This is a genomic window from Dactylosporangium thailandense, from assembly GCF_059739745.1.
Genome location: NZ_AP029195.1, coordinates 7,996,325 through 8,020,855 on the forward strand (window position 1 = coordinate 7,996,325; position 24,531 = coordinate 8,020,855).

Annotated in this window: 25 protein-coding genes; 13 read left to right on the forward strand and 12 right to left on the reverse strand. The window is 72.9% G+C overall.

All coding sequences use genetic code 11. From position 1 onward, the window contains the following. Positions 1-13: 13 nt before the first annotated feature. The gene (locus tag AC6JBM_RS35540; protein ID WP_497978330.1) at positions 14-283 is read left to right on the forward strand and encodes a DivIVA domain-containing protein; all 270 of its coding nucleotides are present in this window, start codon (positions 14-16) and stop codon (positions 281-283) included. On the opposite strand, the gene AC6JBM_RS35545 is transcribed toward AC6JBM_RS35540, so the two are convergent. Continuing rightward, on the reverse strand, positions 280-1,455 hold the full coding sequence (locus AC6JBM_RS35545; RefSeq protein WP_497978331.1) for an acetoin utilization protein AcuC: 1,176 nt from the start codon (positions 1,453-1,455) through the stop codon (positions 280-282). The genes AC6JBM_RS35540 and AC6JBM_RS35545 overlap by 4 nt on opposite strands. Beyond that, the gene (locus AC6JBM_RS35550) at positions 1,452-2,255 is read right to left on the reverse strand and encodes a sulfurtransferase (RefSeq protein WP_497978332.1); all 804 of its coding nucleotides are present in this window, start codon (positions 2,253-2,255) and stop codon (positions 1,452-1,454) included. The genes AC6JBM_RS35545 and AC6JBM_RS35550 overlap by 4 nt, the downstream gene beginning before the upstream one ends. A 55-nt stretch (positions 2,256-2,310) precedes the next feature. Here AC6JBM_RS35550 and AC6JBM_RS35555 point away from each other — a divergent pair, with 55 nt between their 5' ends. The 3 genes from AC6JBM_RS35555 to AC6JBM_RS35565 all read left to right on the forward strand — a co-directional run bounded on the left by AC6JBM_RS35555 (position 2,311) and on the right by AC6JBM_RS35565 (position 4,538). Further along, positions 2,311-2,988: an iron-dependent transcriptional repressor DtxR gene (locus AC6JBM_RS35555; RefSeq protein ID WP_350622083.1), complete on the forward strand. Its 678-nt coding sequence runs from the start codon at positions 2,311-2,313 to the stop codon at positions 2,986-2,988. A gap of 36 nt (positions 2,989-3,024) precedes the next feature. After that, the gene (locus tag AC6JBM_RS35560; protein WP_497978333.1) at positions 3,025-3,405 is read left to right on the forward strand and encodes a winged helix-turn-helix transcriptional regulator; all 381 of its coding nucleotides are present in this window, start codon (positions 3,025-3,027) and stop codon (positions 3,403-3,405) included. Between the two features lie 194 nt (positions 3,406-3,599). Then, positions 3,600-4,538: a hypothetical protein gene (locus tag AC6JBM_RS35565; protein WP_497978334.1), complete on the forward strand. Its 939-nt coding sequence runs from the start codon at positions 3,600-3,602 to the stop codon at positions 4,536-4,538. A 73-nt stretch (positions 4,539-4,611) separates the two neighbouring features. Here AC6JBM_RS35565 and AC6JBM_RS35570 read toward each other — a convergent pair whose 3' ends face one another. Beyond that, positions 4,612-5,169, reverse strand: coding sequence for a hypothetical protein (locus AC6JBM_RS35570; protein ID WP_497978335.1), 558 nt, complete (start codon positions 5,167-5,169; stop codon positions 4,612-4,614). Positions 5,170-5,179: 10 nt separating this feature from the next. Further along, a complete protein-coding gene (gene lhgD, locus AC6JBM_RS35575) occupies positions 5,180-6,361 on the reverse strand; it encodes an L-2-hydroxyglutarate dehydrogenase (RefSeq protein WP_497978336.1) in 1,182 nt (393 codons plus the stop codon). Positions 6,362-6,428: 67 nt separating this feature from the next. Here lhgD and AC6JBM_RS35580 point away from each other — a divergent pair, with 67 nt between their 5' ends. Continuing rightward, positions 6,429-7,472: a lysylphosphatidylglycerol synthase domain-containing protein gene (locus AC6JBM_RS35580; protein WP_497978337.1), complete on the forward strand. Its 1,044-nt coding sequence runs from the start codon at positions 6,429-6,431 to the stop codon at positions 7,470-7,472. 287 nt (positions 7,473-7,759) lie between these two features. On the opposite strand, the gene AC6JBM_RS35585 is transcribed toward AC6JBM_RS35580, so the two are convergent. Continuing rightward, complete coding sequence (locus tag AC6JBM_RS35585) at positions 7,760-8,782, reverse strand: LysR family transcriptional regulator (RefSeq protein WP_497978338.1); 1,023 nt, start codon at positions 8,780-8,782, stop codon at positions 7,760-7,762. Between the two features lie 31 nt (positions 8,783-8,813). Here AC6JBM_RS35585 and AC6JBM_RS35590 point away from each other — a divergent pair, with 31 nt between their 5' ends. The 4 genes from AC6JBM_RS35590 to AC6JBM_RS35605 all read left to right on the forward strand — a co-directional run bounded on the left by AC6JBM_RS35590 (position 8,814) and on the right by AC6JBM_RS35605 (position 11,208). Next, a complete protein-coding gene (locus AC6JBM_RS35590) occupies positions 8,814-9,773 on the forward strand; it encodes an NAD(P)-dependent oxidoreductase (RefSeq protein ID WP_497978339.1) in 960 nt (319 codons plus the stop codon). 3 nt (positions 9,774-9,776) lie between these two features. Beyond that, positions 9,777-10,178, forward strand: coding sequence for a RidA family protein (locus AC6JBM_RS35595; protein WP_497978340.1), 402 nt, complete (start codon positions 9,777-9,779; stop codon positions 10,176-10,178). A gap of 233 nt (positions 10,179-10,411) precedes the next feature. Beyond that, positions 10,412-10,642: a hypothetical protein gene (locus tag AC6JBM_RS35600; RefSeq protein WP_497978341.1), complete on the forward strand. Its 231-nt coding sequence runs from the start codon at positions 10,412-10,414 to the stop codon at positions 10,640-10,642. Continuing rightward, positions 10,642-11,208, forward strand: coding sequence for a hypothetical protein (locus AC6JBM_RS35605; protein WP_497978342.1), 567 nt, complete (start codon positions 10,642-10,644; stop codon positions 11,206-11,208). Before AC6JBM_RS35600 ends, AC6JBM_RS35605 begins: the two co-directional genes overlap by 1 nt. On the opposite strand, the gene AC6JBM_RS35610 is transcribed toward AC6JBM_RS35605, so the two are convergent. Next, entirely contained in the window at positions 11,191-11,592 is a 402-nt protein-coding gene (locus tag AC6JBM_RS35610; RefSeq protein WP_497978343.1) for a GNAT family N-acetyltransferase, read from the reverse strand. The genes AC6JBM_RS35605 and AC6JBM_RS35610 overlap by 18 nt on opposite strands. Then, entirely contained in the window at positions 11,589-12,683 is a 1,095-nt protein-coding gene (locus AC6JBM_RS35615) for an acyltransferase family protein (RefSeq protein ID WP_497978344.1), read from the reverse strand. The genes AC6JBM_RS35610 and AC6JBM_RS35615 overlap by 4 nt, the downstream gene beginning before the upstream one ends. 49 nt (positions 12,684-12,732) lie before the next feature. Here AC6JBM_RS35615 and AC6JBM_RS35620 point away from each other — a divergent pair, with 49 nt between their 5' ends. Next, complete coding sequence (locus tag AC6JBM_RS35620) at positions 12,733-14,607, forward strand: hypothetical protein (RefSeq protein ID WP_497978345.1); 1,875 nt, start codon at positions 12,733-12,735, stop codon at positions 14,605-14,607. Between the two features lie 9 nt (positions 14,608-14,616). Beyond that, entirely contained in the window at positions 14,617-15,612 is a 996-nt protein-coding gene (locus AC6JBM_RS35625) for an ADP-ribosylglycohydrolase family protein (RefSeq protein ID WP_497978346.1), read from the forward strand. Positions 15,613-15,661: 49 nt separating this feature from the next. Here the strand turns inward: AC6JBM_RS35625 and AC6JBM_RS35630 are convergent, their stop codons facing one another. The 3 genes from AC6JBM_RS35630 to AC6JBM_RS35640 all read right to left on the reverse strand — a co-directional run bounded on the left by AC6JBM_RS35630 (position 15,662) and on the right by AC6JBM_RS35640 (position 19,809). Beyond that, positions 15,662-18,514, reverse strand: a complete 2,853-nt coding sequence (locus AC6JBM_RS35630; protein WP_497978347.1) for a vitamin B12-dependent ribonucleotide reductase — start codon at positions 18,512-18,514, stop codon at positions 15,662-15,664. 120 nt (positions 18,515-18,634) lie between these two features. Further along, positions 18,635-19,147: a transcriptional regulator NrdR gene (gene nrdR, locus AC6JBM_RS35635; protein ID WP_497978348.1), complete on the reverse strand. Its 513-nt coding sequence runs from the start codon at positions 19,145-19,147 to the stop codon at positions 18,635-18,637. A gap of 338 nt (positions 19,148-19,485) precedes the next feature. Next, the gene (locus AC6JBM_RS35640) at positions 19,486-19,809 is read right to left on the reverse strand and encodes a LysM peptidoglycan-binding domain-containing protein (protein WP_497978349.1); all 324 of its coding nucleotides are present in this window, start codon (positions 19,807-19,809) and stop codon (positions 19,486-19,488) included. 508 nt (positions 19,810-20,317) lie between these two features. On the opposite strand from AC6JBM_RS35640, the gene lexA reads away from it, so the two are divergent. Together lexA and AC6JBM_RS35650 are read left to right on the forward strand one after the other, a co-directional pair. Beyond that, positions 20,318-20,998 (forward strand): transcriptional repressor LexA, encoded by a 681-nt coding sequence (gene lexA, locus AC6JBM_RS35645; protein ID WP_350622156.1) that lies wholly within the window; start codon positions 20,318-20,320, stop codon positions 20,996-20,998. A 119-nt stretch (positions 20,999-21,117) separates the two neighbouring features. Next, positions 21,118-21,324, forward strand: a complete 207-nt coding sequence (locus AC6JBM_RS35650) for a peptidoglycan-binding domain-containing protein (RefSeq protein WP_497978350.1) — start codon at positions 21,118-21,120, stop codon at positions 21,322-21,324. A gap of 128 nt (positions 21,325-21,452) precedes the next feature. Here the strand turns inward: AC6JBM_RS35650 and AC6JBM_RS35655 are convergent, their stop codons facing one another. Then, positions 21,453-23,105 carry a hypothetical protein gene (locus tag AC6JBM_RS35655; RefSeq protein WP_497978351.1) on the reverse strand — a complete coding sequence of 551 codons (1,653 nt, stop codon included), beginning with the start codon at positions 23,103-23,105 and terminating at the stop codon, positions 21,453-21,455. A gap of 87 nt (positions 23,106-23,192) precedes the next feature. Further along, entirely contained in the window at positions 23,193-24,524 is a 1,332-nt protein-coding gene (gene hflX / locus AC6JBM_RS35660) for a GTPase HflX (RefSeq protein WP_497986584.1), read from the reverse strand. Positions 24,525-24,531 lie beyond the last annotated feature (7 nt).

Consider the following 24,531-nt stretch of genomic DNA (forward strand, 5'->3'; position numbering starts at 1 on the left):
TACCGTGTCTGCCATGATGCTGACCCCGGCGGACGTGCAGGCGCTGCGGTTCGCCAAGGCGCCGTTCGGCAAGCGTGGCTACGACGAGGACGAGGTCGACCAGTTCCTCGACGTGGTCGCGCAGACGCTGATCGCGCTGCAGGACGAGCTCGCCACGCTGCGGGCGAGCGCGTCGCCGGACACGGCCTACGGCACCTCCGCCGCCGCCGAGACGGAGATGCTCGCCGAGCTGGACCGCATCAAGCAGCGCCTGACCCGGCTCGAGGCCGCCGTGCGCCATTAGTCCCTCGGGTCGTGGGGATCCAGGCCGAAGAAGGGGTACACCGTGCGCCGGGTCGCCATGATCGTGCGGTCGACCGCGTCCGGTGACTCGCCCGGCACCCACGGCTCGTAGCTCGTGACCCCGCCGTCGGTCATCGTCTCCGGCAGCGGGTGGCCGGGCCGGCGCCGCTCGGCGAGCTCGCGCCACGCCGCGGGCAGCTCCAGTGCCGGGTCGAGGGCCTCGCCGGTCAGCACCGCGAGCAGGTGCGTCCAGGCCCGGGGCACGCACTCGACCAGCGCGTAGCCGCCGCCCCCGCTCGCGACCCACTTGCCGCCGGCGACCTCCGCGGCGAGGTCGCGCAGCGCGAGGTACGCCGCCCGCTGCCCGTCCACGGTGAGCCGGAGGTTGGCGAGGGGGTCGTGGCGGTACGTGTCCGCGCCGCACTGCGTGAAGAGCAGCTGCGGCTGGAACGCGCGCAGCACCCCGGGCACGACGGCGTGGAAGGCGCGCAGCCACTCGCCGTCGCCGGTGCCGGGCGGCAGCGCGACGTTCACGGCGGAGCCGGGCGCGTCGGGGCCGCCGGTCTCGTCGGGGAAGCCGGTGCCGGGGAAGAGCGTGCGCGGCGACTCGTGGAGGCTGACGGTGAGCACGCGGGGGTCGTTCCAGAACACCTCCTGCACGCCGTCGCCGTGATGGACGTCGATGTCGACGTACGCCACGCGCTCCGCCCCGAGCTCGAGCACCCGCTTGATCGCGACGGCGGGGTCGTTGTACACGCAGAAGCCCGCGGCCCGGTCCGGCATCGCGTGGTGCAGGCCGCCGGAGACGCTGACCGCGCGCTCGGCCTCGCCGGTCCACACCGCCTCGGCCGCGCGCCGGGTCGCGCCCGCGATCAGGGCGCTCGCGTCGTGCATGCCGGCGAAGGTGGGGTTGTCGGTGGTACCGAGGCCCATGAGATTGATCCGCCGGCCCGTCGAGGCCGCCTTCACCACCGCGATGTAGTCGGGGTCGTGCACGGTGGCGAGCATGGCGTCGGTGGCCGGCTCCGCCCGCTCGAGCACGACGCCGGGGCGGTCGAGGACGCCGAGGCGGCGGGCGAGGTCCATGGTCAGCTCGACCCGGACGGGGTCGAGGGGATGATCGCCCATGTCGTACCGCAGGAGCCGCTCATCCCACACGACCAGCGTGCTCATGGGTTCTCCTTCGCGATGGGGCGCTCGGGATCGGTGATCCAATGGCTCCAGGATCCCACGTAGAGCGGCGCCTCCTGCTGCTGCTCGTGCAGCGCGAGGACCAGCTGCGCCGCCGTGACCCCGGAGCCGCAGTAGGCGCCCGCCCCGGCCGGCGCGGCGATGGCCGTCAGGAGCCCGTGCTCGTCGACGGTCCGTGCGGCCGGCAGGTTGATCGCACCGGGGATGTGCCCGGCGACCGGATCCACCGGCTCGGCCTCGCCGCGGTACCGCTGCTCGACCCGGGCGTCCAGCAACGTGTTACGCGGATCGCTCGCCTCGGCCTCGGTCCAGACCGTCATCCCTCCGGGTGTCACCGTTACGTCGCCTTCGTCCGGTTCCGGCACCTCGGTCGTCACGGGGAGTCCAGCCCCGACCCACGCCGCGTAACCGCCGTCGAGCACCCGCACGTCATCGATGCCCGCCCAGCGCAGCGTCCACCAGGCGCGCGCCGCGGCACCGGTAGGATTGCTCCCGCCTGCGTCGTACACCACCACCGGGTGCTCGGCGCGGACCCCAAGTCTCCGCAGCGCGGCCTCCAGCGCGGCGGGATCGGGCAGCGGATGGCGCCCACCGGCGCCGGGCGGCCCACAGAGGTCCTCGTCGAGATCGACGAAGACCGCGCCAGGCAGATGACCGGCCGCATAGGCGGCCCGGCCGTCCTTCGCGAGGGTCCAGCGCACATCGAGAAGAGTCGGCGGTTGGGCGGACCGCACCAGCTCGGCGAGAGCGGCGACGTTCAAGATCGCCCGGTTGGCTGTCACGCTCCAATCTTGTCGTACGCAGCGAGTACCATCGCGTACCGGGAGGGCAACGGCAGTGAACGACCTAGTCGACACCACCGAGATGTATTTGAAGACGATCCTCGAGCTCGAAGAGGAGGGTGTCGTCCCCAAGCGTGCGCGCATCGCGGAGCGGCTGCACCAGAGCGGCCCGACCGTGAGCCAGACGGTAGCCCGCATGGAGCGTGACGGCCTGCTCATCGTCGAGGGCGACCGCCACCTGGCGCTCACCGACCAGGGCCGCGAGCACGCGGTCGCCGTCATGCGCAAGCACCGCCTCGCCGAGCTGCTGCTCGTCAACGTGATCGGCCTGCCCTACGAGGAGGCCCACGAGGAGGCGTGCCGCTGGGAGCACGTGATGAGCGACGCCGTCGAGCAGCGGGTGTACGAGCTCCTCGGCCGCCCGACGCGCTCGCCCTACGGCAACCCGATCCCCGGCCTGGACGGCCTGCGGGGCGAGGCCCCCGGCGAGCACGCCGACCCGGAGCGCAACCTGGCCTTCCCCGGCCTGGCCGGCTCCGTGGTCGTGAGCCGCATCTGCGAGTCGGTCCAGACGGACGCCGACGTGCTGCGCCAGCTGCACACCGCGGGCATCGACCCGGGCGCGACGGTCACCGTCGCCCAGGAGCGCGACGGCGTGTCCATCGACCGCGAGGGCGAGCGCATCCGCCTGCCGCGCGAGGTGGCGTCGCGCGTCTTCGTCGCGGCGGCCTAGGTTCATTGACGCTCGGGAGGGGTGGTGGGACCGCGCATGTCGCAACACCCACCACCGCCCTTCTCCTCTGCCGAGTGCGGCCCCTGCTCCGTCGAGGACGTGCTGGACCGGGTCGGCTCCAAGTGGAGCGTGTCGATCCTGGTGGCGGCGGCTCCCGGCCCGATCCGCTTCTCGGCCCTGGAACGGACGATTCCCAGCATCAGCCGGCGCATGCTGACCCTGACCCTGCGCAACCTGGAACGCGACGGCCTGGTCCTGCGCACGAGCTACCCGACGGTGCCGCCCCGGGTGGAGTATTCACTGACCCCGATGGCCCTGGAGCTCCAGGCCGTCTTGTCAGCCCTGACGACTTGGGCCGAACGCCACCGAGCCGACGTGGCGGCGGCGAGGGCCCGCTACGACGAGCGCACGCTCTAATCATTCACCATGCGCACATAGCGACATAACGCCAAATTCGGCCGCGATCCGCCCATGTCGCACCTACTCGCCCGTCGCCGACGCCCGCCGGCTCCGATCTCCGCATATCACCCAAAGCGGGCTAATCCCTCAATCTCGGGTGATATCCCCACTCAAGCCAACAAATCCGATATTCCCGCACCTAACCTGAGCACGTGGCATTCGACCAGGCCTTCTTCGACGAACCCCTAGAGAAGGCCCACTGGGCCCTGGCAGACGACGCCGACCCGACCCCGGCCCTGGAGCTGATCGCCGACACCGACGACCCGGCCCACCGCGAACACGTCGTGGCGATCCTCGGCGCCGCCGGCACCCGGCGCCTGGACCGGCTCCGCGAGGTGGCGGCGCAGCAGGCGTACCGCCCGGAACGCTGGCTCCTCCTCGGCGCCGCACTCTCCGCCGCCGCCTGGGCCGCCCGCGAGGACAACCACACCGGCCCGCTGGCGACCGACCGCCTGGTCCAGGAGCAGCAGGTCCTCGTGGCCGAGGCCAGAACCGCCCTCCGCCAGGCCGCCGCACTCTCGCGGGAGGACCCGGTGCCGTGGAGCGAACTCGCCGGCGCCGTCGTCTGCGCCCCGCTGCACAGGACCGAGGCGGCCGACGCGTTCAAGCGGGCGTGCGTGCTGCAGCCCGACCTCTACGCGGCCCACACCCGGCACCTGACCGGCCTCACCCGGCGCTGGTACGGCAGCCAGGACAAGGTTATCGCCTTCGCCCAGACCCGAAGCGCCGAGCGCCCCGACGGTCACCCGCTGCACGCGCTCGTTGCCCTCGCGCACATCGAGGGCTACGTCGACGGCATGCTGCGCGGCAACGTCGTCGGCCGGTTCTGGCGTGCCTGGCGGTACTTCGCCGACACCAAGGTCCGCCGCGAGACCGATGCCGCCGCCGACCGCCTCGTCGCCGGCTACGACGACTTCGCCACGCACCCGTGGACGATGAGCGCGCACCAGGCCTTCGCGGCCCTCTACCACCAGGCCGGCGAACCCGAGCGCCTGCGCACGCACCTCGAGCTCGGGGGCGACCGGCCGGCGATCTGGCCGTGGCGATACTTCGGCGATCCGGAGGAGCAGTTCCGTCGGGCACACCGCTGACCGGCGTCGGCCGTTCAGCTCAATTCAACGCTAGCATGGGCCGAAAAACCGCGAACGCACAGTGAAATCAGCGTCACAGACTGCTCAGGTCGATGAGTTTGGCCAGCTCAACCATCTTGGGCATCTCCGCCGCGGCCTTGTCGTCCCCGGCATCGGGAGCCAGCCGCAGCGACAGCTTGATGATCCGCTTGTTGCCGGCCAGCCAGCCCACCTCCACGCCGGGGCCGGCCTTCTCCGTGCCGGGGCCGGCGTTCTCCGCGGCGGGCGTCGGCCGCTGGTACCCGACCAGGCCCAGCCCCTCCACCGCCTGCGCGCCCTTGGGCGCGATGCTGGAGCTGAACACGTCGGCCCCGATGGTCGTCGTGGTCACCGACAGCACCAGGTCCGGGTAGCTGCCCGCCGCCGTCTGCAGCACGCAGCTGAACGAGTTGTCCATCGACGCGCCCGCGGCCACGCTCAGGTTCAGCCCGAGCTTCGCGTTCACCATGCCGAAGTCCAGCAGCTGGCACGCGCCGCCCGCGGCCGCCGCCGGGGCGGTCGAAGGCGGGGCGGCCGGACTCGCGCCGGCGTCGTCGCACCCGGCGACGAGCGTGGCGGAGAGGGCAACGACGGCCATCAGCACCCTTCGCACAGCGGGCACCCTATACCGGCAGACGCGCGGTGATGTACTTGGCGATCTCCAGCGAGCTCGTCGCCGCCGGGGAAGGTGCGTTGAGCACGTGCACCTGCCGCCCCTCGGTCACGATGAGGAAGTCGTCGACCAGGTCGCCGGCCGGCGTGATCGCCTGGGCGCGCACCCCGGCCTCGGCCGGCACCAGGTCCGCCGCGGTCACCGCGGGCACGAGCCGGGCCAGGCTCTCGGCGAAGCGTCGCTTGGACAGGGATCGGCGGACCTCGGTGAGGCCGTACCGCAGATGCTTGCGCCCCAGCGCCCACAACCCGCGATAGGTGGCGGCGTCGGCCACGTCCCGGGGCCGGATCCGCCCCCACGTGTAGCCCTCGCGGGCCATCGCCAGCACCGCGTTCGGTCCCGCGTGCACGCTCCCGTCGACCATTTTCGTCAGGTGTACTCCCAGAAACGGGAACTGCGGGTCCGGCACCGGATAGATGAGGCCGTTGACGAGATGGCGGCGGTCGGGGCGCAGCTCGTAGTACTCCCCGCGGAACGGGATGATGCGCGCCGGCGGACTGATCCCGGCCATCCGGGCGACCCGGTCGGCGTGCAGGCCCGCGCAGTTCACGAGCACGTCGGCGGTGATGTCGCCGGTCGTCGTGCGTACGACGACCTCGCGACCGTTGGCCCGGATGCCGACCACGGCGGTGTTGAGCCGCAGCGTCGCGCCCGCCTTCTCGGCGAGCTCGGCGAGCTTCACGCACACGGCCTTGTAGTCGGCGATCCCCGTCGAGGCCACGTGGATGCCCTCGACGCAGGCGACCTCCGGCTCGTACTCCCGCGCCTCCCCCTGGCTCACCATGCGCACCGGGAGCCCGTTGGCCAGGGCCCGCTCGTACAGCGCCCGCAGCCGCGGCAGCTCGTCCTCCCCGGTCGCGACGATGAGCTTGCCGGTGACCTTGTGGGCGATCCCGTGCTCGGCGCAGAACTCGACCATCGAGGCGCTGCCGGCCTTGCAGAGCGTGGCCTTGAGGCTACCCGGCTTGTAGTACACCCCGGCGTGGATCACCCCGGAGTTGTGCCCGGTCTGGTGGGCACCCCAGCCCGGCTCCTTCTCCACCACGGTCACCCGGGCGTCGGGCCGGTCCTGGACCAGCCGATGGGCGGTCGCCAGTCCGACGATGCCTCCTCCGATGACGACGTACCGCACGGCAGACTCCTTCACCTCGGATCGCGCCATCTTAGGGGTCTCGGATGGCGTGCTAGCGTGACCGACCGTGAGTGGGGTGGCAATGGACGACGGCACGCAGGCCCCGGCGGCTCCCGCGAAACCGGCCCGCCCGTGGCGCGCCCGCGTGATTCAGGTGGTACGCATCCTCGCGGCGCTCGCGATCGCGTACTTCATCATCGCCACCACGGTCCAGCAGTGGTCCTCGGTCTCGGCGACGTTCCGGAGCCTGTCGTGGCCGTCGCTGGCCGCGTCCCTGGCCGCCGCCGTGGCGTGCCTCTGGGCCACGATGATGGCCTGGCGCTCGATGGTCGGCAGTCTCGACCACCCCCTGCGCATCCGCGACGCCGCGCCCATCCAGCTCATCGGCGCCCTGGGCAAGTATCTGCCGGGCACCGTGTGGGCGTACGTGGTCCAGATGGAGCTCGGCCGCCGCGTCGGTGTCTCGCGCGCGAAGGTCTTCATCGGCTCGGCCGTGGTCACCGGCTTGGGCGTGACGGTCGGCCTGGTGCTGACCGCCCCCGGCTTCGGCGTGGCCTTCGACGGCGCCGACGCGACGAAGCACCAGACCTTCGCCGCCGTGGCCGTCTGGTGCGCGGTGATCCTGCTCCCGTTCGGCCTGGCGTGCTGTTATCCGCCGCTGCTGACGTACCTGGTCGGCCGCGCCATGCGCATCCTGCGCCGCCCGGCCCTGGACCGCCCGATCACCTGGCGCGCGGTCCTGGTGAGCAGCGCCTGGTGCGCCGTGGGCTACCTGGCCGCGGGCGTGCACATCTGGTTCCTGGTCCGCGCCCACCTCCCCGGCGTGCACGGCCTGGTCGGCTCCGTCTTCGCCATGGCCCTGGCCATGAGCATCAGCACGTTCGTGATCGTCGCCCCGTCGGGCCTCGGCGCGCGCGAGTTCCTGATGGCGATCGCCCTGGTCGGTCTGGGCCTGCCGTGGCCGACGGCCTGGGCTCTGACGCTCGTCTCCCGCCTGCTGTTCACCCTCGCGGACGTGGCGGCCGCGGGCGTCTCGGCCGCGGTGGGCCTGCGGCGCATCCGCCACACCCCGTCCCCGCTCCCGGAGCCGGCAACGGCCGAGGAGGCCTGACCGGCTTCCCCCGCCGCGACTTCCCGGCCGCGCGCTCGCCATGCCGGGCGGTGTTCAACCCGCGACTCGCACCCGGCGCTCCGCAGCGCGGCCGTCACCTCGACCCGCCCGATCCCCCACGCGCGCCGGGTCACGCGGCGCGCAATTGCACCTCCCCTCGCGAAGGCGCGCTATTGCACCTCCGCCCGGGGAATGTCCCGCAGCGCGGCCGCCACCTCGACCCGCCCGATCCCCCACGCGCGCCGGGTCACGCGGCGCGCAATTGCACCTCCCCTCGCGAAGGCGCGCTATTGCACCTCCGCCCGGGGAATGTCCCGCAGCGCGGCCGCCACCTCGACCCGCAGGGTCACTAGGAACGCCTCGACGACCGGCGGCACCGTGCGCCCGGCCAACGTCGCCGCCACCACGGTTCGCGGCGGCACCTCGGCGGGATCGAGCGGCAGGAGCACGACATCGGCCGGCGCGGTCCGAGCGGCGAGCCCCGGCACGAGCGTCACCCCGAGCCCGGCCGCCACGAACCCGAACTTCGCCGTCCACTCCTGCACCACGAACTCGATCCGCGGCCGGAACCCGAGCCGCGCACTCGCCCCGAGCAGCGTCTCCTCCACCCGCGCCGACCCGGCGACCCACGCCTCGCCGGCCACCTCCCGCAGCCGGACGACCCGCCGCCCGATTTCGCCATCCCCCGGCGACATTTCCGACATCCGCCAGGATGTCGGATCAGCTCCGACTCCCCCGCGACCGCCAGCCAGCCGATGCGAGCCCCCGACACCCAGCAACAACGGCTCGTCCACCAGATGATGCAGCCGAAACCGCTCGTCCGCGAACGGCCGATCCGCGCCGGCGTTCACCAGCACCACGTCCGCGTCCCCCACCAGCAGCGCCGACAGCAGCCGAGCGGTGACGCCCTCCACCAGCGAGATCTCCACATCCGGGTGGGACGAGCGCAACCGCGCCATGGCCCGTGGCACCACCGCCGCGTCGGCGGTCGCGAAGGCGCCCACGCGCAGGCGGCCCGTCTCGGCGTCGCGGACCGCCCGGACCTCGCGGCGGGCCGCGCCCAGGCGGTCGAGCACCGCCGACGCGTGCTCCAGCAGGCAGCGCCCCTCCGCCGTCAGCTCCACCCCGCGCGGGAGCCGGTCGAACAGCCTCGCCCCGAACTCGGCCTCCAGCGCGGCCATCTGCCGCGACACCGCCGACTGCGTGTATCGCAGCGTCGCCGCCGCCCCGGTTATCGTTCGCTGCCGCGCGACCTCGCGGAACACCTCGAGCATCTCGGTCTGCACGAACCAGACATTCTCACGGCGCATGGCCGCGATGTCAGACATTCGCTGGTGGCATATGAGGAAGATCCATAGTGTCGGGCCCATGAACCTGAACGTCGCCGTGCTCGGGCTCGGGCGGATGGGGGCCGCGATCGCCGTGCGGCTCGCCGGTGCCGGGTGGAGCGTCACCGGCTGGAATCGCACGCCCCGCGGGACGCTTCCGGGCGTCGCCGTCGCCGACGATCTCGCCGCGGCCGTGGCCGGGGCCGGGGTCGTGATCACCATGCTCACCGGCGGGGCGGCGGTCCTCGACGTGCTCGGGCGCGTGCCGCTCGGGCGCGGGACGGTGGTCGTGGAGATGTCGACGATCGGACCGGATTCGGTACGCGCGGTCGCGGCCCTCCTTCCCGCCGGTGTCGCGCTCGTGGACGCGCCGGTCGGCGGCAGCGTCGGGGCCGCGGCCGCGGGGACGTTGCGCATCCTCGCGGGCGGGGACGCGGCGGACGTGGCGCGGGTGCGGCCGGTGCTCGACGCGCTGGGCACCGTCGAGCACCGCGGCCCCCTCGGCGCGGGCGCGGCGGCCAAGCTGGTGCTCAACGCGGCCATGATCACCGCGGTCGCGGCGCTCGCCGACGTGCTCACGATCGCCGGGGCGGCCGGGCTCACCCGCCCGGACGCGCTCGAGCTGCTGCGCAACGGGCCGCTCGGGGCCGCCGTCGAACGCGCCGGAGCGCCGGCCCGGGGCGCACATTTCCCGGTCGCGCTGGCCGCCAAGGACCTCGGCCTGGCCATCGCCACCACGCGGCCCCACGCGGACGCGCAGGCGGATGTCCCCGTCGCGGAGGCCACGCGGCCCCGCGCGGGCGCGCAGACGAACGTCCCCGTCGTGGAGGGCGCACGGCCCCGCGCGGACGCGCAGGCGGAGGTGCCCGTCGTGGAGGGCGCGCGGCTGAAGCTCGCCCGGGCCGCACGGGAACGGGGCGGGACTCAGGCCGTACCGGATGCGGATCTTTCCGTTCTTGTCAGAGAGGCGTGAACCATGGTCATGATGCTGGACAGCCCCGCGGGTGTGACGCCGCCCGCCGGGCCCTACTCGCACGTCGCGCGCATCGACACCGGCGACGCGACGCTGCTGTTCCTCGCCGGGCAGATCGCGGTCGACGACGACGGGGTGCTCGTCGGGGAGGGGGACATGGCGGCCCAGGCGCGGCACATCTTCCGCGTCGTCCTCGGCATCCTCGAGGCGCACGGCGCCGGGTTCGCCGACGTCGCGCACATCCGGACGTTCGTGACCGATCTGGGGATGCTGCCGGCGTACGGGACGGTGCGGCGCGAGCTGTTCCCCGGCACGCCCCCGGCCAGCACCACGGTCGAGGTGTCGAGGCTGTTCCGGCCGGGCGCGCTCCTCGAGGTGGAGGTCACCGCGGCCGTGCGCCGCTGACGAAACGCCCACAATCACCGCGGCCGTGCGCCGCCGACAAAATGCCTAGATCACCGCGGCCGTGCGCCGGCGACGAAACGCCGATCAACGCGGCCGTGCGCCGCCGACGAAAGGCCGATCACCGCGGCCGTGCGCCGCCGACGAAACGCCGATCAACGCGGCCGTGCGCCGCTGACGAAACGCTTACATCGGGCCGCGGGTTGCGCTTACCCGCGGCCCGCACCATCTCCGTCATGAGACGAACGCTCGCCATCGCGCTGGCGGCGGGGCTGCTGTTCCTGGGCGGCTGCGGCAGGAGCCGCACGCACCAGCCCGCGACCGCGCCCCCGCCGGCAACGACCGCGACCACGGCGCCGGCCGGGCAGCAGGCCCCGGGCAACGGCGACGAGGACGTGGACCGGCTGCTCGACCAGGTCGGGCAGCAGCTCAGCAAGGACGCCCAGGCTCCGGAGGATGAGGACTGATGCACCGGATCGTCAAGACCCTGCTCGCCTCGGCCGTCGCCGCCGGGGCCACGCTCGCGCTCGCCGCACCCGCGGCCGCGGCCCCCACCCTCGATCAGGCCAAGCAGGCGATCGCGGCGCGGATCGACAAGCGGCTCGACGCGCTCAAGCAGCTCGACGCCACGATCGCCGGTGCCGGGAAGCTCACCGCCGCGCACAAGGACACGCTCACCAAGCTCGTCGCCGACCAGCGCGGCGGCCTGACCGCGCTCAAGACCAAGGTCCAGGGCGAGACGACGGCCGCCGGGCTCAAGGCCGACGCGCAGAGCATGGTGTACGACTACCGCGTCTTCATCCTCACCGGGCCGAAGGTGCGCCTGACGGCCGCCATCGACACCGAGCTCGCGGTGGCGGGCAGGACGCCGGGCTCCGACGCCGTGCAGAAGTCGCTCGCGGGGAAGGCCGACGCGCTGCTGGCGATCCGGCCGGGGCCGGACGGCGACGCGATCAAGGCCGCGGTGGCGCCGGTCCGCGAGGCCGCCAAGACCGCGCACAAGGACCTGAAGGCGCTACGGAAGCACCAGTGAGACGACCCCGGCCGGCGTCGGGGTGAAGCCGCAGGACTCCAGGTAGAACTTCGCGAGGTGGGGTTCGAAGTCGACGTGGAGCCAGCGGCATCCGGTGGCCCTGGCCTCCTCGGCGGCCAGGGCCACCAGTCGCGTCCCGGCGCCCGTGCGGCGGTAGGGCGCGGCGACCATCGTGTCGAGGACGAAGGCGTGCTCGCCGCCGTCCCACGCGACGTTCACGAAGCCCGCGAGCGCGGCCCCGTCGCGGGCGACGACCCAGCCGAGGCTGTGGGCCTGGACCCGGGCCCACCAGTCGGCCTCGCCCGGCGCCGAGAAGCAGTGGGCGTGCAGGGCGGACACCTCGGCCGAGGTGAAGGCGCCCCGCCAGGAGAAGGTCAGCGTCACCGGGCCAAGGTTAGGTGCCGCGCCGGGAACGCGCGGTGCTTGAGGGCCAGGGCGGGCCGCTCGATCAGGTGCCAGGAGCCGGCGGCCACGAGCAGCACCGCGGGCACGCACAGCGCGATGTAGGGCACCAGGCCCCAGGCCGCGCCGCCGAGGTGCGCGACGGCCTGCTGGACCGGGAACGCGTAGATGTAGATGCCGTACGAGTAGTCGTGCTCCCGGCCGACCGTGTGCAGCCGGGGCGGGACGGCGCACGCGGCGTAGAGGATCAGGTAGGCGAACGCCGGGTACCCGGCGACGAAGAAGCCCCCGGAGACGAGGCTCGCCACCAGCACGAGGCCGGCCGCGGCGGCGATCGGCCACGTCAGCGGGACGCGGTGCGCGTACAGCTGCGCGGAGGCGCCGAGCAGGAACAGGAACCCCAGGTAGCAGGCGAGCTGCAGGTCGACGTAGCCCCACAGCGGGAACGGGCCGAGCCCGCCGCGGTACTGCGGCGTCGTCGGGTTCCGCCACGCGTCGACGACGATGACGAGGTAGGCGACGGCGGCGAGCGCCGGCACGGCCCACGGGGCGCGGCGCGGCAGCCCGGCGGCGATGAGCACCGTGAGGCCGGTGTAGCACAGCAGCTCGTACACCAGGCTCCACAGCGACCCGTTGGCGACGCTGCCCTGCACGAGCCGGCCGTAGGGGGTGTCGAGGAACAGGGTGCCGATCCCCCACTGGTGCACGGCGCCGGAGGCGTTGCCGCGGACGAAGCCGAGGCCGCCCCCGTGCCCGGTGACGGCGGCGGCGAGCGCGGTCGCGGCCAGGCACACCCACAGGCCCGGGAAGATGCGCAGGAAGCGGTGCCAGGCGAAGCGCAGCGCCCCGCCCCGGCGCGCGGACGCGGCGACGAGGAACCCGGAGAGCACGAAGAACCCGTCGACGGCGAGGGTGCCGAGGTCGGTCTGGCCGCGGGTGAGGCCCTGGCCGGGGTTGGGGCGGCCGAGGCCGAGCGGCCAGGCGTGGGCGACCAGCACCGACAGGGCCAGGGTGAGCCGCAGCAGGCCGAGGCCGTTGGCCTTGGGGTCGTACCGCTCGCGCAGCGTCGTCACGTTGGACTAACGAACCGGGCAGACACGAAGTTTCCCGATAAATCGTTACATGTACGTGCCGAGCCCCTCCCCCCGGCGTGTTCAACTGCGCGTCGCCGCCCTGGTCGCGGCCGCGTGGCTGCTGGTCACGGCCGTCGTCGCGGCCCACGCGGCGGCCGTCGTGCCGCCCCTGCTGCTGCTCGCGACGGCGTCGCTGCTGCGCGGCGGCCGCAGCCTCCTCGATCGGCTGATGCTCGCGGCCGCCCTGCTGCTCGGCGCCACCTGCGCGGCCGGGCTGGGGTTCTCGGTCTGGCCGTGGGGGCTGCACCCGGTCGCCGTGGGCGGGACGGCCGCGACCGCGCTGATCCTGCTCGCCGCCGCGACCGGGCGGCGCCCGAGCCTGCCCCGGCCGCGCTGGTCCGACGCGGTCGCGCTCGCCGCGGCCGGCGTCGTGGGCCTGGTCGCGGCGTGGCCGGTGTGGCACGCGGGGGCCGAGCGGCGCCTGGCGATCATGCTCGACGGCGAGGACCTGGGCCGGCACGCGGCGGTCTTCGACGCGATCCGGCGCACCGGCGGCTACCTGTTCGCCGACCACGCGCGGGCCGGGCGCTACGTCTACGGCGGCATGATCGACTATCCGCAGGGCTCGCACCTGCTGGCGGGGCTGCTCGACGGGTTCGTCCGGTCCTCGGGCTCCGATTTCGGCAGCGGTACCGCCATGCTGACCCACTATCTGTGGTTCACGATCGCCGGGTACACCTTCCTGGCCCTGGCTCTGGTCTGGGCGGCCCAGTGGGTCGCCGCGGGCGCGCTGACCCCGGCCCGGTGCCTGCCGCTCGCCGCGCTCATCGCCGCCGTCTGCGCGGCCGGGGAGATGCTGGAGCTGCTGAGCTTCGGCTACCCGAGCCAGGTGCTGGGCCTGGCCGAGGCCGTCCTGCTGCTGGCGCTGCTCGTGCGCCCGCTCCCGCGCGTCCGCGACCAGCTGCTGCTCGTCGCCGCGCTGCTCACGGCGGTCGGCTTCACCTACTACCTCTACCTGCCGCCGGTCGGGCTGGCCGCGCTGATCTGGCTGGGCACGCACTGGCGCCGGGCCGCCCGCCGCCCGGTCGCGCTCGCCCTGGCCGCGCTGTGCGGGGTGGCCGCGGCCGCGCCGATGGCGTACGGGCTGCTCTTCGCCGACCAGGCCGCCGCGCTGTTCACGATCGGGTACCTGGTGCTGAGCCGCGACGCCCTGGCCGCCCTCGCCGCGCTGGTCGCGACCGGGCTGCTGACCCGGCGCGGGCGGCACAGCCGGATCTGGCGGCGTTACGCGCTCGCGTTCGTCCCCGTCGCCGCGTTCGCCGGGGTGCTGCTGGCCGGGCAGCGGATGTTCGGGGTCGGCAGCGGGTACTACGCGAACAAGGCGCTCTACCTCGTCTTCGCCCTGCTGCTCGTGGGCGCGGGCGCGGTCGCGCTGCATCTGCCGCCGCCGGCCGTGTCCCGGCGCCACCGCTCGCTGCCGGCGGCGGTGCCGGCCCTCGTCGCGATCGTGGCGCTCACCGGGGCCGGGCGGGGCGACACGCCGTACCATCCCCAGCCGGGCGGCTCCTGGGGGCGCGCCTGGCTGGCCGGTCCGGTCGCGGCCCGCACGGACCAGGCCCGGCTGCTCCTGCGCGCGTCCGCGCGGCTGCCCGGCGACGCCCCCGTGCTCGTCGTCGGGGATGACACGGGCTACGAGTCGTACCGGATGACGCTCTTCCTCTCCACGATCCAGCGCACGTCCGGCGCGACCGCGGGCGCGATCTACAACCACCTGCCGGTGACCGCCCCGGACCGCCTCGACGCCTCGGTCGCGTCGATGCCGGGCCCGGTGCGCCTCCTGGCCCTGTCCGACGCGGCCGAGGAGCGCGCCCGCGCGGTGTGCGCCCGCCACCCGGCGGCCCGCGTGGAGGTCGTGCGGGTATAGCTTCGGCGCATGTCAGTGAAGGCTTCCCTGTTCGGTCTCGCGTTCGGCGACGCGCTCGGCAAACCCACGGAGTTCCGGTCCTACGAGGACATCGTGGCCACCTTCGGCCCGCGCGGCCCCCGCGACCTGCCGCCGGGCGCCCTGGTCACCGACGACACGCAGATGGCCCTGGCCGTCGGCGACGCCCTCGAGCTCGCGCTCGCCGAGGGCCCGCTGAGCGCCGACCGGCTCGAGCCGCACCTGAACCGGCTGTTCGTCGCGTGGGCGCGCAGCCCCGAGAACAACCGGGCGCCCGGCAACACGTGCATGCAGGCGTGCGCAGACCTCGCCCGCGGGAAGCCGTGGTGGGAGGCGACGGTGGCCGGCTCCAAGGGCTGCGGCGCGAACATGCGCGTCACCCCACTGGGCCTGGTGCCGGGCCTGTCCGAGGACGAGCGCGCGGGCGCGTCGCAGCTGCAGGCCGCGCTCACCCACGGCCACCCGACCGGCCTGGCCGCCTCCGAGCTGACCGCCCTCGCCGTGCGCTGGCTGCTCGACGGGCTGGCCGTGGCCGAGCTCCCGGCGGCCCTGCGCGCCCGCTGTGACTCGCAGCGGCAGGTGTACCGCGGCGACTGGCTCGGCGACCAGCTCTGGCGGCGCTCGATGGCCGGCTCGCCGGAGGCCTTCATCGCGACCGGCTGGGACGAGTGCAAGGCGGCGCTGACCGGCCTGGAGGACGCCGTGCGCTTCGTCGGCCCGGACGCCGACCCGTGCACGGCCGGCGGGGCGGGCTGGATCGCCGAGGAGGCCCTGGCCACGGCGGTGTACTGCCTGCTGCTCTTCCCCGGCTCCCCGGTCGACGTGGTCGCGCGCGGCGCCGCCTCCTCGGGCGACTCGGACTCGATCGCCTGCCTGGCGGGCGCCTTCGCCGGCGCGGTCCACGGCGAGGCGGGCTTCCCCGCGGACTGGTACGAGCGGATCGAGTACCGCACCGACCTCGACCGCCTCGCGACCGCCTGGTCCTGAACACAGCGGTGCCCGGGTCCGCGCGGACCCGGGCACCGTCAGGCGTACGTCAGCTGCAGCCGCTGGTGGAGCCGCAGCCCTCGCAGACGTAGCAGCTGCCCGCGGGGCGCATCTTCGTCCCGCAGGTGAAGCACAGCGGCGCGTCGGCCGCCTTGCCCTGGACCAGCTCCAGCAGCTCGGTCGAGGAGCCGATCCGCCGCGGCGGCTCGACCTCCGCCGGCTTGGACTTCTCGGCGGCCGCCGGCTTCTCCACCGGGGCCGAGTTGCGCATCTCGGTGAGGTCCACGTCCGAGTCGCCGCCGTTGCCCGCGGCCTCGGCGCGCAGCTGGGCCGCGCGCTCCGCCGAGGTCAGGATGCCCAGCTCCGAGCGGGTGTCGAAGTCGAGGAAGTCCAGCGCCAGGCGGCGGAAGATGTAGTCCATCACCGACGAGGCGAGGCGGATGTCCGGGTCGTCGGTCATGCCCGCCGGCTCGAAGCGCATGTTCACGAACTTCGAGACGTAGGTCTCCAGCGGCACGCCGTACTGCAGGCCGATCGAGATGGCGACCGAGAACGCGTCCATGACGCCGGCGAGGGTCGAGCCCTGCTTCGACATCTTGAGGAAGACCTCGCCGAGGCCGTCGTCCGGGTAGGACGAGGCGGTCAGGTAGCCCTCGGCCCCGGCGACGGAGAACGACACGGTCGAGCTCGGCCGCTTCTTCGGCAGCCGCTTGCGGACCGGACGGTACTCGATCACCTTCTCAGTCTTCACGACCTCCTGGACGACCGGCGCCGGTTCTTCCTTCTTCGACGAGGAGACCGCGGAGAGCGGCTGGCCGACCTTGCAGTTGTCGCGGTAGATCGCCAGCGCCTTGAGGCCGAGCTTCCAGCCCTGGTAGTAGATCTCCTCGACGTCCTCGACGGTCGCCGCCTCCGGCATGTTGACCGTCTTGGAGATGGCGCCGGAGATGAACGGCTGGATGGCCGCCATCATCCGCACGTGGCCCATGGGCGCGATGGTCCGCTCGCCCATGGCGCAGTCGAAGACGCTGTAGTGCTCGAGCTTGAGCCCGGGCGCGTCGACGACGTGGCCGTGCGCCGAGATGTGCTCGACGATCGCCTCGACCTGCTCCTCCTGGTACCCGAGGGTGCGCAGGGCGCGCGGCACGGTCTGGTTGACGATCTGCATCGAGCCGCCGCCGACGAGCTTCTTGAACTTGACCAGGGCCAGGTCGGGCTCGACGCCGGTGGTGTCGCAGTCCATCATCAGGCCGATGGTGCCGGTCGGGGCGAGGACGCTGGCCTGCGAGTTGCGCCAGCCGTTCTTGGCGCCGATCTCGTTGCCGAGCGCCCACTGGGCCGTGGCCGCGTCCTTGATGGCGGCGTCGACGGCGCCGACGGTACCGATGACGGCGTTGGCCTCGGCGTGCTTGTGCATGACGCGGGCGTGCGCGGTCGCGTTGCGGGCGTAGCCGTCGTAGGCGCCGACGACCCCGGCCAGCTCGGCCGAGCGCCGGTACGCGGTGCCCGTCATGAGGCTGCTGATCGACGCCGCGACGGCCCGGCCGCCCTCGGAGTCGTACGCGAGGCCGCTGGCCATGAGCAGCGCGCCCAGGTTCGCGTAGCCGATGCCGAGCTGGCGGTACGCGCGGCTGGTCTCGCCGATCTTGTCGGTCGGGAAGTCGGCGAAGGAGATGGAGATGTCCATCGCGGTGATGACCAGCTCGACCGACTTCACGAACTGCTCGACGGCGAACGTGCCGTCGGCGTTGAGGTACTTGAGCAGGTTCAGCGAGGCCAGGTTGCAGCTGGAGTTGTCCAGGTGCATGTACTCGCTGCAGGGGTTCGACGCGGTGATCCGCCCGGTCTCGGGGCACGTGTGCCAGGCGTTGATCGTGTCGTCGTACTGGATGCCGGGGTCGGCGCACTCCCACGCGGCCTGGGCGAGCTTGTGGAACAGCTCCTTGCCCTTGACGGTGGAGATGACGCTGTTGTCGAGGCGCGAGCGCAGCCCGAACTCTGTGTCGTCCTCGACGGACTGCATGAACTCGGCCGAGACGCGCACCGAGTTGTTGGCGTTCTGGTACTGCACGCTCACGATGTCGCGGCCGCCGAGGTCCATGTCGAAGCCGGCGTCGCGCAGGGCCCGGATCTTGTCCTCTTCGCGGGCCTTGGTCTCGATGAACTCCTCCACGTCGGGGTGGTCGACGTCGAGGATGACCATCTTGGCCGCGCGGCGGGTGGCGCCGCCGCTCTTGATCGTCCCCGCCGAGGCGTCCGCGCCGCGCATGAACGACACCGGGCCGCTGGCCGTGCCCCCGCTGGTCAGCAGCTCCTTGGAGGAGCGGATCCGGGACAGGTTCACGCCGGAGCCGGAGCCGCCCTTGAAGATCAGCCCCTCCTCCTTGTACCAGTCGAGGATCGAGTCCATCGAGTCGTCGACCGCGAGGATGAAGCAGGCGCTGACCTGCTGCGGCGAGGTGGTGCCGACGTTGAACCAGACCGGCGAGTTGAAGCTGAACACCTGGTGCAGCAGCATCCAGGTCAGCTCGTGGCCGAAGATCTCGGCGTCGCGCTCGGTCGCGAAGTAGCCGTGCTCCCGGCCGGCCTTCGTGTAGGTCGTCACGACGCGGTCGATCAGCTGGCGCAGCGACTGCTCGCGCTGCGGGGTGCCGACGGCGCCGCGGAAGTACTTGGTGGTGACGATGTTGGCGGCGTTGACGCTCCACGACGCCGGGAACTCGACGCCCCGCTGCTCGAAGTTGATCGAGCCGTCCCGCCAGTTCGTCATGACGATGTCGCGACGCTCCCACGTCACCTCGTCATAGGGGTGCACCCCCTCGGTCGTCCAGACGCGCTCGACCCGCAGCCCCTCCCGCTGGTCCTTGCGCGCCGTTGCCTTCGTCTTCGTCTCCCCCGCCATGCGCGGCCCCCTCAGTCAGCGTCATCATCGGTACCGCATGTGCGTACCGGTTGGTGTTTTGTGCTTTTTGTCCGCTTTACCGGGCCTACTCGACCCATGTGCCGTGCTAATACGTTGCTGTCAGCCGACGCGCGCGGCCGGCACCGAGGAGCCGTCCCCCGGCGACTCGTGCTCCCGGGCCGGTGCCTCCGCCCCCGCCCGCAGCGCCGCGATCTCCCGCTCGAAGTCGCCGAGCGAGTCGAACGACCGGTACACGCTGGCGAAGCGCAGGTAGGCCACCTCGTCGAGGTCCCGCAGCGGCGCGAGGATGGCCAGCCCGACCTCGTGGCTGGGCAGCTCCGCCGCTCCCCGGGCCCGGACCGTCTCCTCGACCTTCTGCGCGAGCACCGCGATGGCGTCCTCGTCGACGGGCCGGCCCTGGCACGCCTTGCGCACCCCGGCGATGATCTTCGTCCGGCTGAACGGCTCGGTGACCCCGCTGCGCTTGACCACGGCGAGCACCGCCTCCTCGACGGTGGTGAACCGCCGGCCGCACTCCGGGCAGGACCGGCGGCGCCGGATGATCTGACCGTCCTCGGCCTCCCGGGAGTCGACCACCCGCGAGTCGGCATGCCGGCAGTACGGGCACCGCATGTCGATGGACCTCTCTCCACAGTACGCCGGACAGTCCGGACAAACGGGCACGCCGAACCGGACGAGCGCCCTCGTGAGGCCTACTCGCCGGTTTACTACAGTCGGTGAACAGTGGCTGCCGAATCCACAATCTGTGGACGACTTACACCCCTGTAACTACTACATCTAGGGGTAGACGCTATGCCGATGCCTACGTCGACGCAAGTCAAACGAGGATCCCGACCCTTTTGTGTCGCGAGTCTCAGGAACCGGACCGCGCGCGCCTTGACGTATCGGTTTTATACCTCGCCGGGCGAAATATCCGGCAAAGGGTGATTGCGAACGATTTTCCGGATCGGTCAGCGGCGGCGAGGCAGGACGAGCCGCTGCCCGGCGTCGATGTCGTAGCCGCCGAGATTGTTGAGGCGGCGGATCTCCTCCACCGTCGCGTCGCGGCCCTCACGGCCCTTGGTGCGCGTCGCGATGTCCCACAGCGTGTCGCCCGGCTGCACGATGACCGTCGGCGGCGGCCCCGACGGCGGATCGGCCGCCTGCCCGGGCGCGGAGACGAGCGCCACGAGGCCACCGGCCACCGCCAGCAGGAAGCAGAACACCACGACCCGGCCCCGTCCGGTGAGGCGAATCGGCGCGTTTGTGTGCCCGTTTTCGGCCCGCCGTCCCATGTCGGCCCCCTTTTGCGTACACGCGTTCGATCGAACAGCCGTACGATGGTCTATCAGAGGGAGAAGACCCGTGTCGAGCCAACTCGCCGAAAAATCGGCGCGCCACGTAGTACAGATGTTTGAAACTGCCCGACCCCGGCGTTACGGTGATCCACACACGATCGGCTTTCGATCGGGATTACCGGATCTACGCGACATCCGGGCCTCCGCACCCGCGGGAGCCGCCACACCCCCGGTTTCCGCGCGCGCGGGAGCCACCGATGCGACAACCGGGACCGCAACCCGCGCGGCCCCCGGGTGACGGGCCACCCCACGGCTCGTCAGCAGGCGCGGCGAACGCCCCGCGACTGCCAACACGAGGGAGGACGACGTGTCAGCCGACGACCGCACCGACGCACCCGCGAGCGAGCCGGACGAGCTCATCGACGGCCCCGGCGCCGAGGTCACCGCCATCGCCGGCCGCGCGGGCGCCAAGCGCGCCACCCGCCGCCGCGGCGGCGAGCCGGAGATGCGCGCGGTCACCGCCGTGGTCAGCGCCTTCCCCGACCTCTTCGCGGCCGACCTGACCGTCCGCCAGCGCCGCATCCTCGAGTTCATCCGCGCCGCCGTGGAGCGCAACGGCTACCCGCCGAGCGTGCGCGAGATCGGCGAGGCCGTCGGCCTGGTGTCGCCCTCGAGCGTGGCCTACCAGCTCAAGGAGCTGGAGCGGAAGGGCTACCTGCGCCGCGACCCCAACCGTCCCCGGGCCGTGGACGTCCGGCCGCCGAGCGAGCTCGTGACGGTCGACGAGGAGGCCGCCCGCGCCGCGCGCCCCGCGCCCGCCTACGTGCCCGTCCTCGGCCGCATCGCCGCCGGTGGACCGATCCTGGCCGAGCAGGCGGTGGAGGACGTCTTCCCGCTGCCCCGCGAGCTCGTCGGCGAGGGCACGCTCTTCATGCTCCAGGTCAAGGGCGACTCGATGCTGGACGCGGCCATCTGCGACGGCGACTGGGTGGTCGTGCGCCAGCAGCCCAACGCCAACAACGGCGACATCGTGGCCGCCATGCTCGACGGCGAGGCGACGGTGAAGACCTACCGCAACCGCGATGGCCACGTCTGGCTCATGCCGCAGAACGCCGCCTTCGACCCGATCCAGGGCGACCAGGCGACGATCCTGGGCCGCGTCGTGACGGTGGTCCGCCGCATCTGAACTGCGGCCCGCCCCGGCCAGCGCCCGCGCCGACCGCCGCTCGTGTCACCACACCGGGCGGCGGTTTCGTCTGCCCAGACAGGCCGACGTTGACGCCGATAACGCGCACCCCGGGTAGCGTGCGAACTGCCACCTGCAGCAGGGCCACTCGGGACCCGAGCAACTCCATCTCGGCCGACGGCGAGTTCGGGCCGCAGACCAAGAGCGCGCTGCCGGCCGCCCAGCGCATCGCCGGCACGACCGCCGACGGCGTCCGCGGACCCGGCACCCGCCGCGCGATCGTCTGGGACGACGGCTTCGGCACGTGCGGCCACCGGTCGCCGTAGTCGTGACCTGAACACGATCCGGAAGGCTTCCCGCCCGCCTCAGCCCCGGCGGAAGCCTTCCGGCCCGGGTCCGTCAACGGCCCAGGACGGTCGACGACCCAGGACGGTCAACGGCCCGGGTCGATCCGTCAGCGGTGCGGGGCGTAGCCGCGGTCGTAGCCGCCCTGGTCCCCCGGACCGTAGCCACCGCGGCCCTCGCGCGGCGGGGGGCCCTGCGCGAAGCCACGCTGGTCGCCACCGCCGTACACGCCGCCACCGCCACCCTGGCTGCCGCCTCCACCGCCGCCGTAGACGTTGCCGCCGCCATCCCGGCCGCCGCCACCACCGCCACCGCCGCCGTAGACGCCGCCGCCCTGGCGATTGCCCGGCCGCTCGGAACCGCCGCCGCCGTAGACGCCGCCGCCACCCTGGCCGCCGCCTCCACCGCCGCCGTAGACGTTGCCGCCGCCATCCCGGCCGCCACCACCGCCACCGCCACCGTAGACACCGCCGCCGGGGCCACCACGGCCGCCGCTCAGACCGCCCTGGCCACCGCCGCCGTAGACACCAGGGCCACCAGGGCCACCAGGGCCACCGCCCGGACCGCCGTAGACCCCGGGAGCACCGCCGCCGACCGCGGCCGGCATCGCGAAGTCGTCGTCGGGCCCGTCCCCGCGGCCGTTGCCCGGTCCCGCGGCGCGCCGGGCCGCGCGGGAGCGGCGGATGCCCACCACGCCCGCGATGACGAGGCCGAGGCCGACGATGCCGATCGCGGCGACCGCGTAGGTGATGTCCTGGAGGGTGATCGACTGCAGCAACGACTGCTCCTTGGCCTTCGGCGAGGGCACGTTCCCGCCGCTGCCGGCCGCGACCGAGATGTCCGTCGGCGTGTACTTCAGCAGCGCCGACTTCTTCGACGAGTCCTGGTCGGAGGCGGTCACGTAGTTCTTGCCGTCCGGCGTGTAGGTGATCGCCTCGCCCTGCGGCTCGTTGGGCAGCGGCGTGATGCGCGGCTTGCCGCTGGTCAGGGCCTTGATGACGTCGCCGCCGGGAACGTCGAACTCGTAGGCGTCCGACGACGTGCGCACGACGACCTTGGAGCCGTCGGGCGAGGCCGCCGCGCCCGTGATGAGCTTCCAGCCGAGCAGCCCGAGCGGGTTGGCGGTCTTGGTGTCCACCAGCGCCTTGAAGTCGCCGGCCTTGCGCAGCTTCACGCCCTCCTTGGTGTTGGGCACGAGCGCGCTCTCGGCGACGTAGATCTCGTTGGGCGCCGCCTTGGTGATGATGATCGGCAGGTTGTCGCCGGTGAGCAGCAGGGCCTCGGCGTCGTGCTTCTTGCCGTCCGGGTAGGTCAGGCGGTTGATCACGGGGGTCGTGGAGCCGGCCGTCAGGGTCCAGATCGCCACCGTCGGCCGCGCCGTCTTCGAACCGCCCGCGGCCTCGTCGTTGTCGCCGATGTCGGCGACGTAGAGCGTGCCGTTCTTGTCCAGGGCGGCGTCCTCGGGGTCGAGCGCCCGGCCCGGGTCGTATTTGATCGTCTTGGTGAGCTTGCAGCTGCCGTCGAGCACAAAGATCTTGGACCGGGCCGGCTCGGGCTGGCTGTCCTGGATGGCGTAGTAGCCGCCGTCGGGGATGGCGACGAGGCCGGAGACCTCGTTCACCTCCTTCGGGTTCGGGGTGCAGACGGTGGCGCCCGCTCCGGCCGCCGCGGTGGGCGACGGCGCATAGGCCGCGGCCGGTGCGGAGACGCTGGCGGAGAGACAGATCACCGCAGCCGAACTGAGCACCACCCGTCGTCGCATCCCGCAAGTCTGGCAGAGCCGGACCGGCTTTGGGGTTGCCCGGTCCGGCTGTCACTCCAGGTAACTGCCGTCAGCGACGCAGCGTAATCACGAGGACATGGCATAGGGGGCGAGCTCCGCGGCCAGGCCCTCGGTGACCCGTGCCCGGATGCGGGTGCCCTCGGCGAGGTGACTGGTCTCGAGGACCTCGCCGATCGAGTGGACGCGGGCGACCAGGTCGCCGCGCTCGTACGGCACCACGGCCGTCAGCTCGATGGCCGGCCACGGCAGCCCCGCCTCGATCGCCGCGCGCACGTCGTCGATGCCGGCGCCCGTGCGGGCGGAGGCGAAGACGGCCGCGGGCCACAGGCCCTTGAGCCGCAGCTGGGTCTCCTCGTCGGCCATGTCGACCTTGTTGATGACCAGCAGCTCCGGCACCGCGTCCGCGCCGACCTCGGCGAGCACCTCGCGCACGGCCCGGACCTGCGACTCGGGGTCGGGGTGGGAGCCGTCGACCACGTGCAGGACCAGGTCGGCCTCGGCGACCTCCTCCAGCGTGGAGCGGAAGGCCTCGACCAGCTGGTGCGGCAGGTGCCGGACGAACCCGACGGTGTCCGAGAGCGTGTAGATCCGCCCGTCGGCGGCCCGCGCCCGGCGCGTGGTGGTGTCCAGGGTGGCGAACAGCGCGTCCTCGACCAGCACGCCCGCCCCGGTGAGGCGGTTGAGCAGGCTGGACTTGCCGGCGTTGGTGTAGCCGGCGATCGCCACCGCGGGCACCCGGTTGCGCCGCCGCGTCGCCCGCTTGGTGTCGCGGATCGTCGCCATCGCCGCGATCTCCCGCTTGAGCCGCGAGATGCGCGTGCGGATGCGCCGCCGGTCGATCTCCAGCTTGGTCTCACCCGGGCCGCGCAGGCCCACGCCGCCGTTGCCGCTGGCCGAGCCACCCGCCTGCCGGCTGAGCGCCTCACCCCAGCCTCGCAGGCGCGGCAGGAAGTACTGCAGCTGCGCCAGCTCGACCTGGGCCTTGCCCTCCTTGCTCTTGGCGTGCTGGGCGAAGATGTCGAGGATCAGCGCCGTGCGGTCGATGACCTTGACGTTGACCCGCGACTCCAGCTGCCGCAGCTGCGACGGGGACAGCTCGCCGTCGCAGATGACGGTGTCGGCCCCGCTGCTCTGCACCACCGAGCGCAGCTCGTCGACCTTGCCCCGGCCGATGAAGGTGGCCGAGTCGGGCCGGCTGCGGCGCTGGATGAGCCCGTCGAGGACCTGGGAGCCGGCGGTCTCGGCGAGCGCGGCCAGCTCGGTGAGGGAGTTCTCGGCGTCGGTGACGGTGCCCTCGGTCCAGACCCCGACCAGCACGACGCGCTCGAGGCGCAGCTGGCGGTATTCGACCTCGGTGACGTCCGAGAGCTCGGTGGACAGCCCGGCGACGCGCCGCAGGGCGTGC

Bases quoted from the DNA above. Each gene is read 5' to 3' on its own strand.
- AC6JBM_RS35545 (WP_497978331.1), bottom strand. From the start codon at position 1,455: ATGAGCACGCTGGTCGTGTGGGATGAGCGGCTCCTGCGGTACGACATG.
- AC6JBM_RS35655 (WP_497978351.1), bottom strand. From the start codon at position 23,105: ATGCGACGACGGGTGGTGCTCAGTTCGGCTGCGGTGATCTGTCTCTCC.
- AC6JBM_RS35595 (WP_497978340.1), top strand. From the start codon at position 9,777: ATGGTCATGATGCTGGACAGCCCCGCGGGTGTGACGCCGCCCGCCGGG.
- AC6JBM_RS35590 (WP_497978339.1), top strand. From the start codon at position 8,814: ATGAGGAAGATCCATAGTGTCGGGCCCATGAACCTGAACGTCGCCGTG.
- AC6JBM_RS35640 (WP_497978349.1), bottom strand. From the start codon at position 19,809: ATGGGACGGCGGGCCGAAAACGGGCACACAAACGCGCCGATTCGCCTC.
- lexA (WP_350622156.1), top strand. From the start codon at position 20,318: ATGCGCGCGGTCACCGCCGTGGTCAGCGCCTTCCCCGACCTCTTCGCG.
- AC6JBM_RS35600 (WP_497978341.1), top strand. From the start codon at position 10,412: ATGAGACGAACGCTCGCCATCGCGCTGGCGGCGGGGCTGCTGTTCCTG.
- AC6JBM_RS35605 (WP_497978342.1), top strand. From the start codon at position 10,642: ATGCACCGGATCGTCAAGACCCTGCTCGCCTCGGCCGTCGCCGCCGGG.
- AC6JBM_RS35630 (WP_497978347.1), bottom strand. From the start codon at position 18,514: ATGGCGGGGGAGACGAAGACGAAGGCAACGGCGCGCAAGGACCAGCGG.
- AC6JBM_RS35585 (WP_497978338.1), bottom strand. From the start codon at position 8,782: ATGCGCCGTGAGAATGTCTGGTTCGTGCAGACCGAGATGCTCGAGGTG.
- nrdR (WP_497978348.1), bottom strand. From the start codon at position 19,147: ATGCGGTGCCCGTACTGCCGGCATGCCGACTCGCGGGTGGTCGACTCC.
- AC6JBM_RS35540 (WP_497978330.1), top strand. From the start codon at position 14: ATGATGCTGACCCCGGCGGACGTGCAGGCGCTGCGGTTCGCCAAGGCG.
- AC6JBM_RS35560 (WP_497978333.1), top strand. From the start codon at position 3,025: ATGTCGCAACACCCACCACCGCCCTTCTCCTCTGCCGAGTGCGGCCCC.
- AC6JBM_RS35625 (WP_497978346.1), top strand. From the start codon at position 14,617: ATGTCAGTGAAGGCTTCCCTGTTCGGTCTCGCGTTCGGCGACGCGCTC.
- AC6JBM_RS35620 (WP_497978345.1), top strand. From the start codon at position 12,733: ATGTACGTGCCGAGCCCCTCCCCCCGGCGTGTTCAACTGCGCGTCGCC.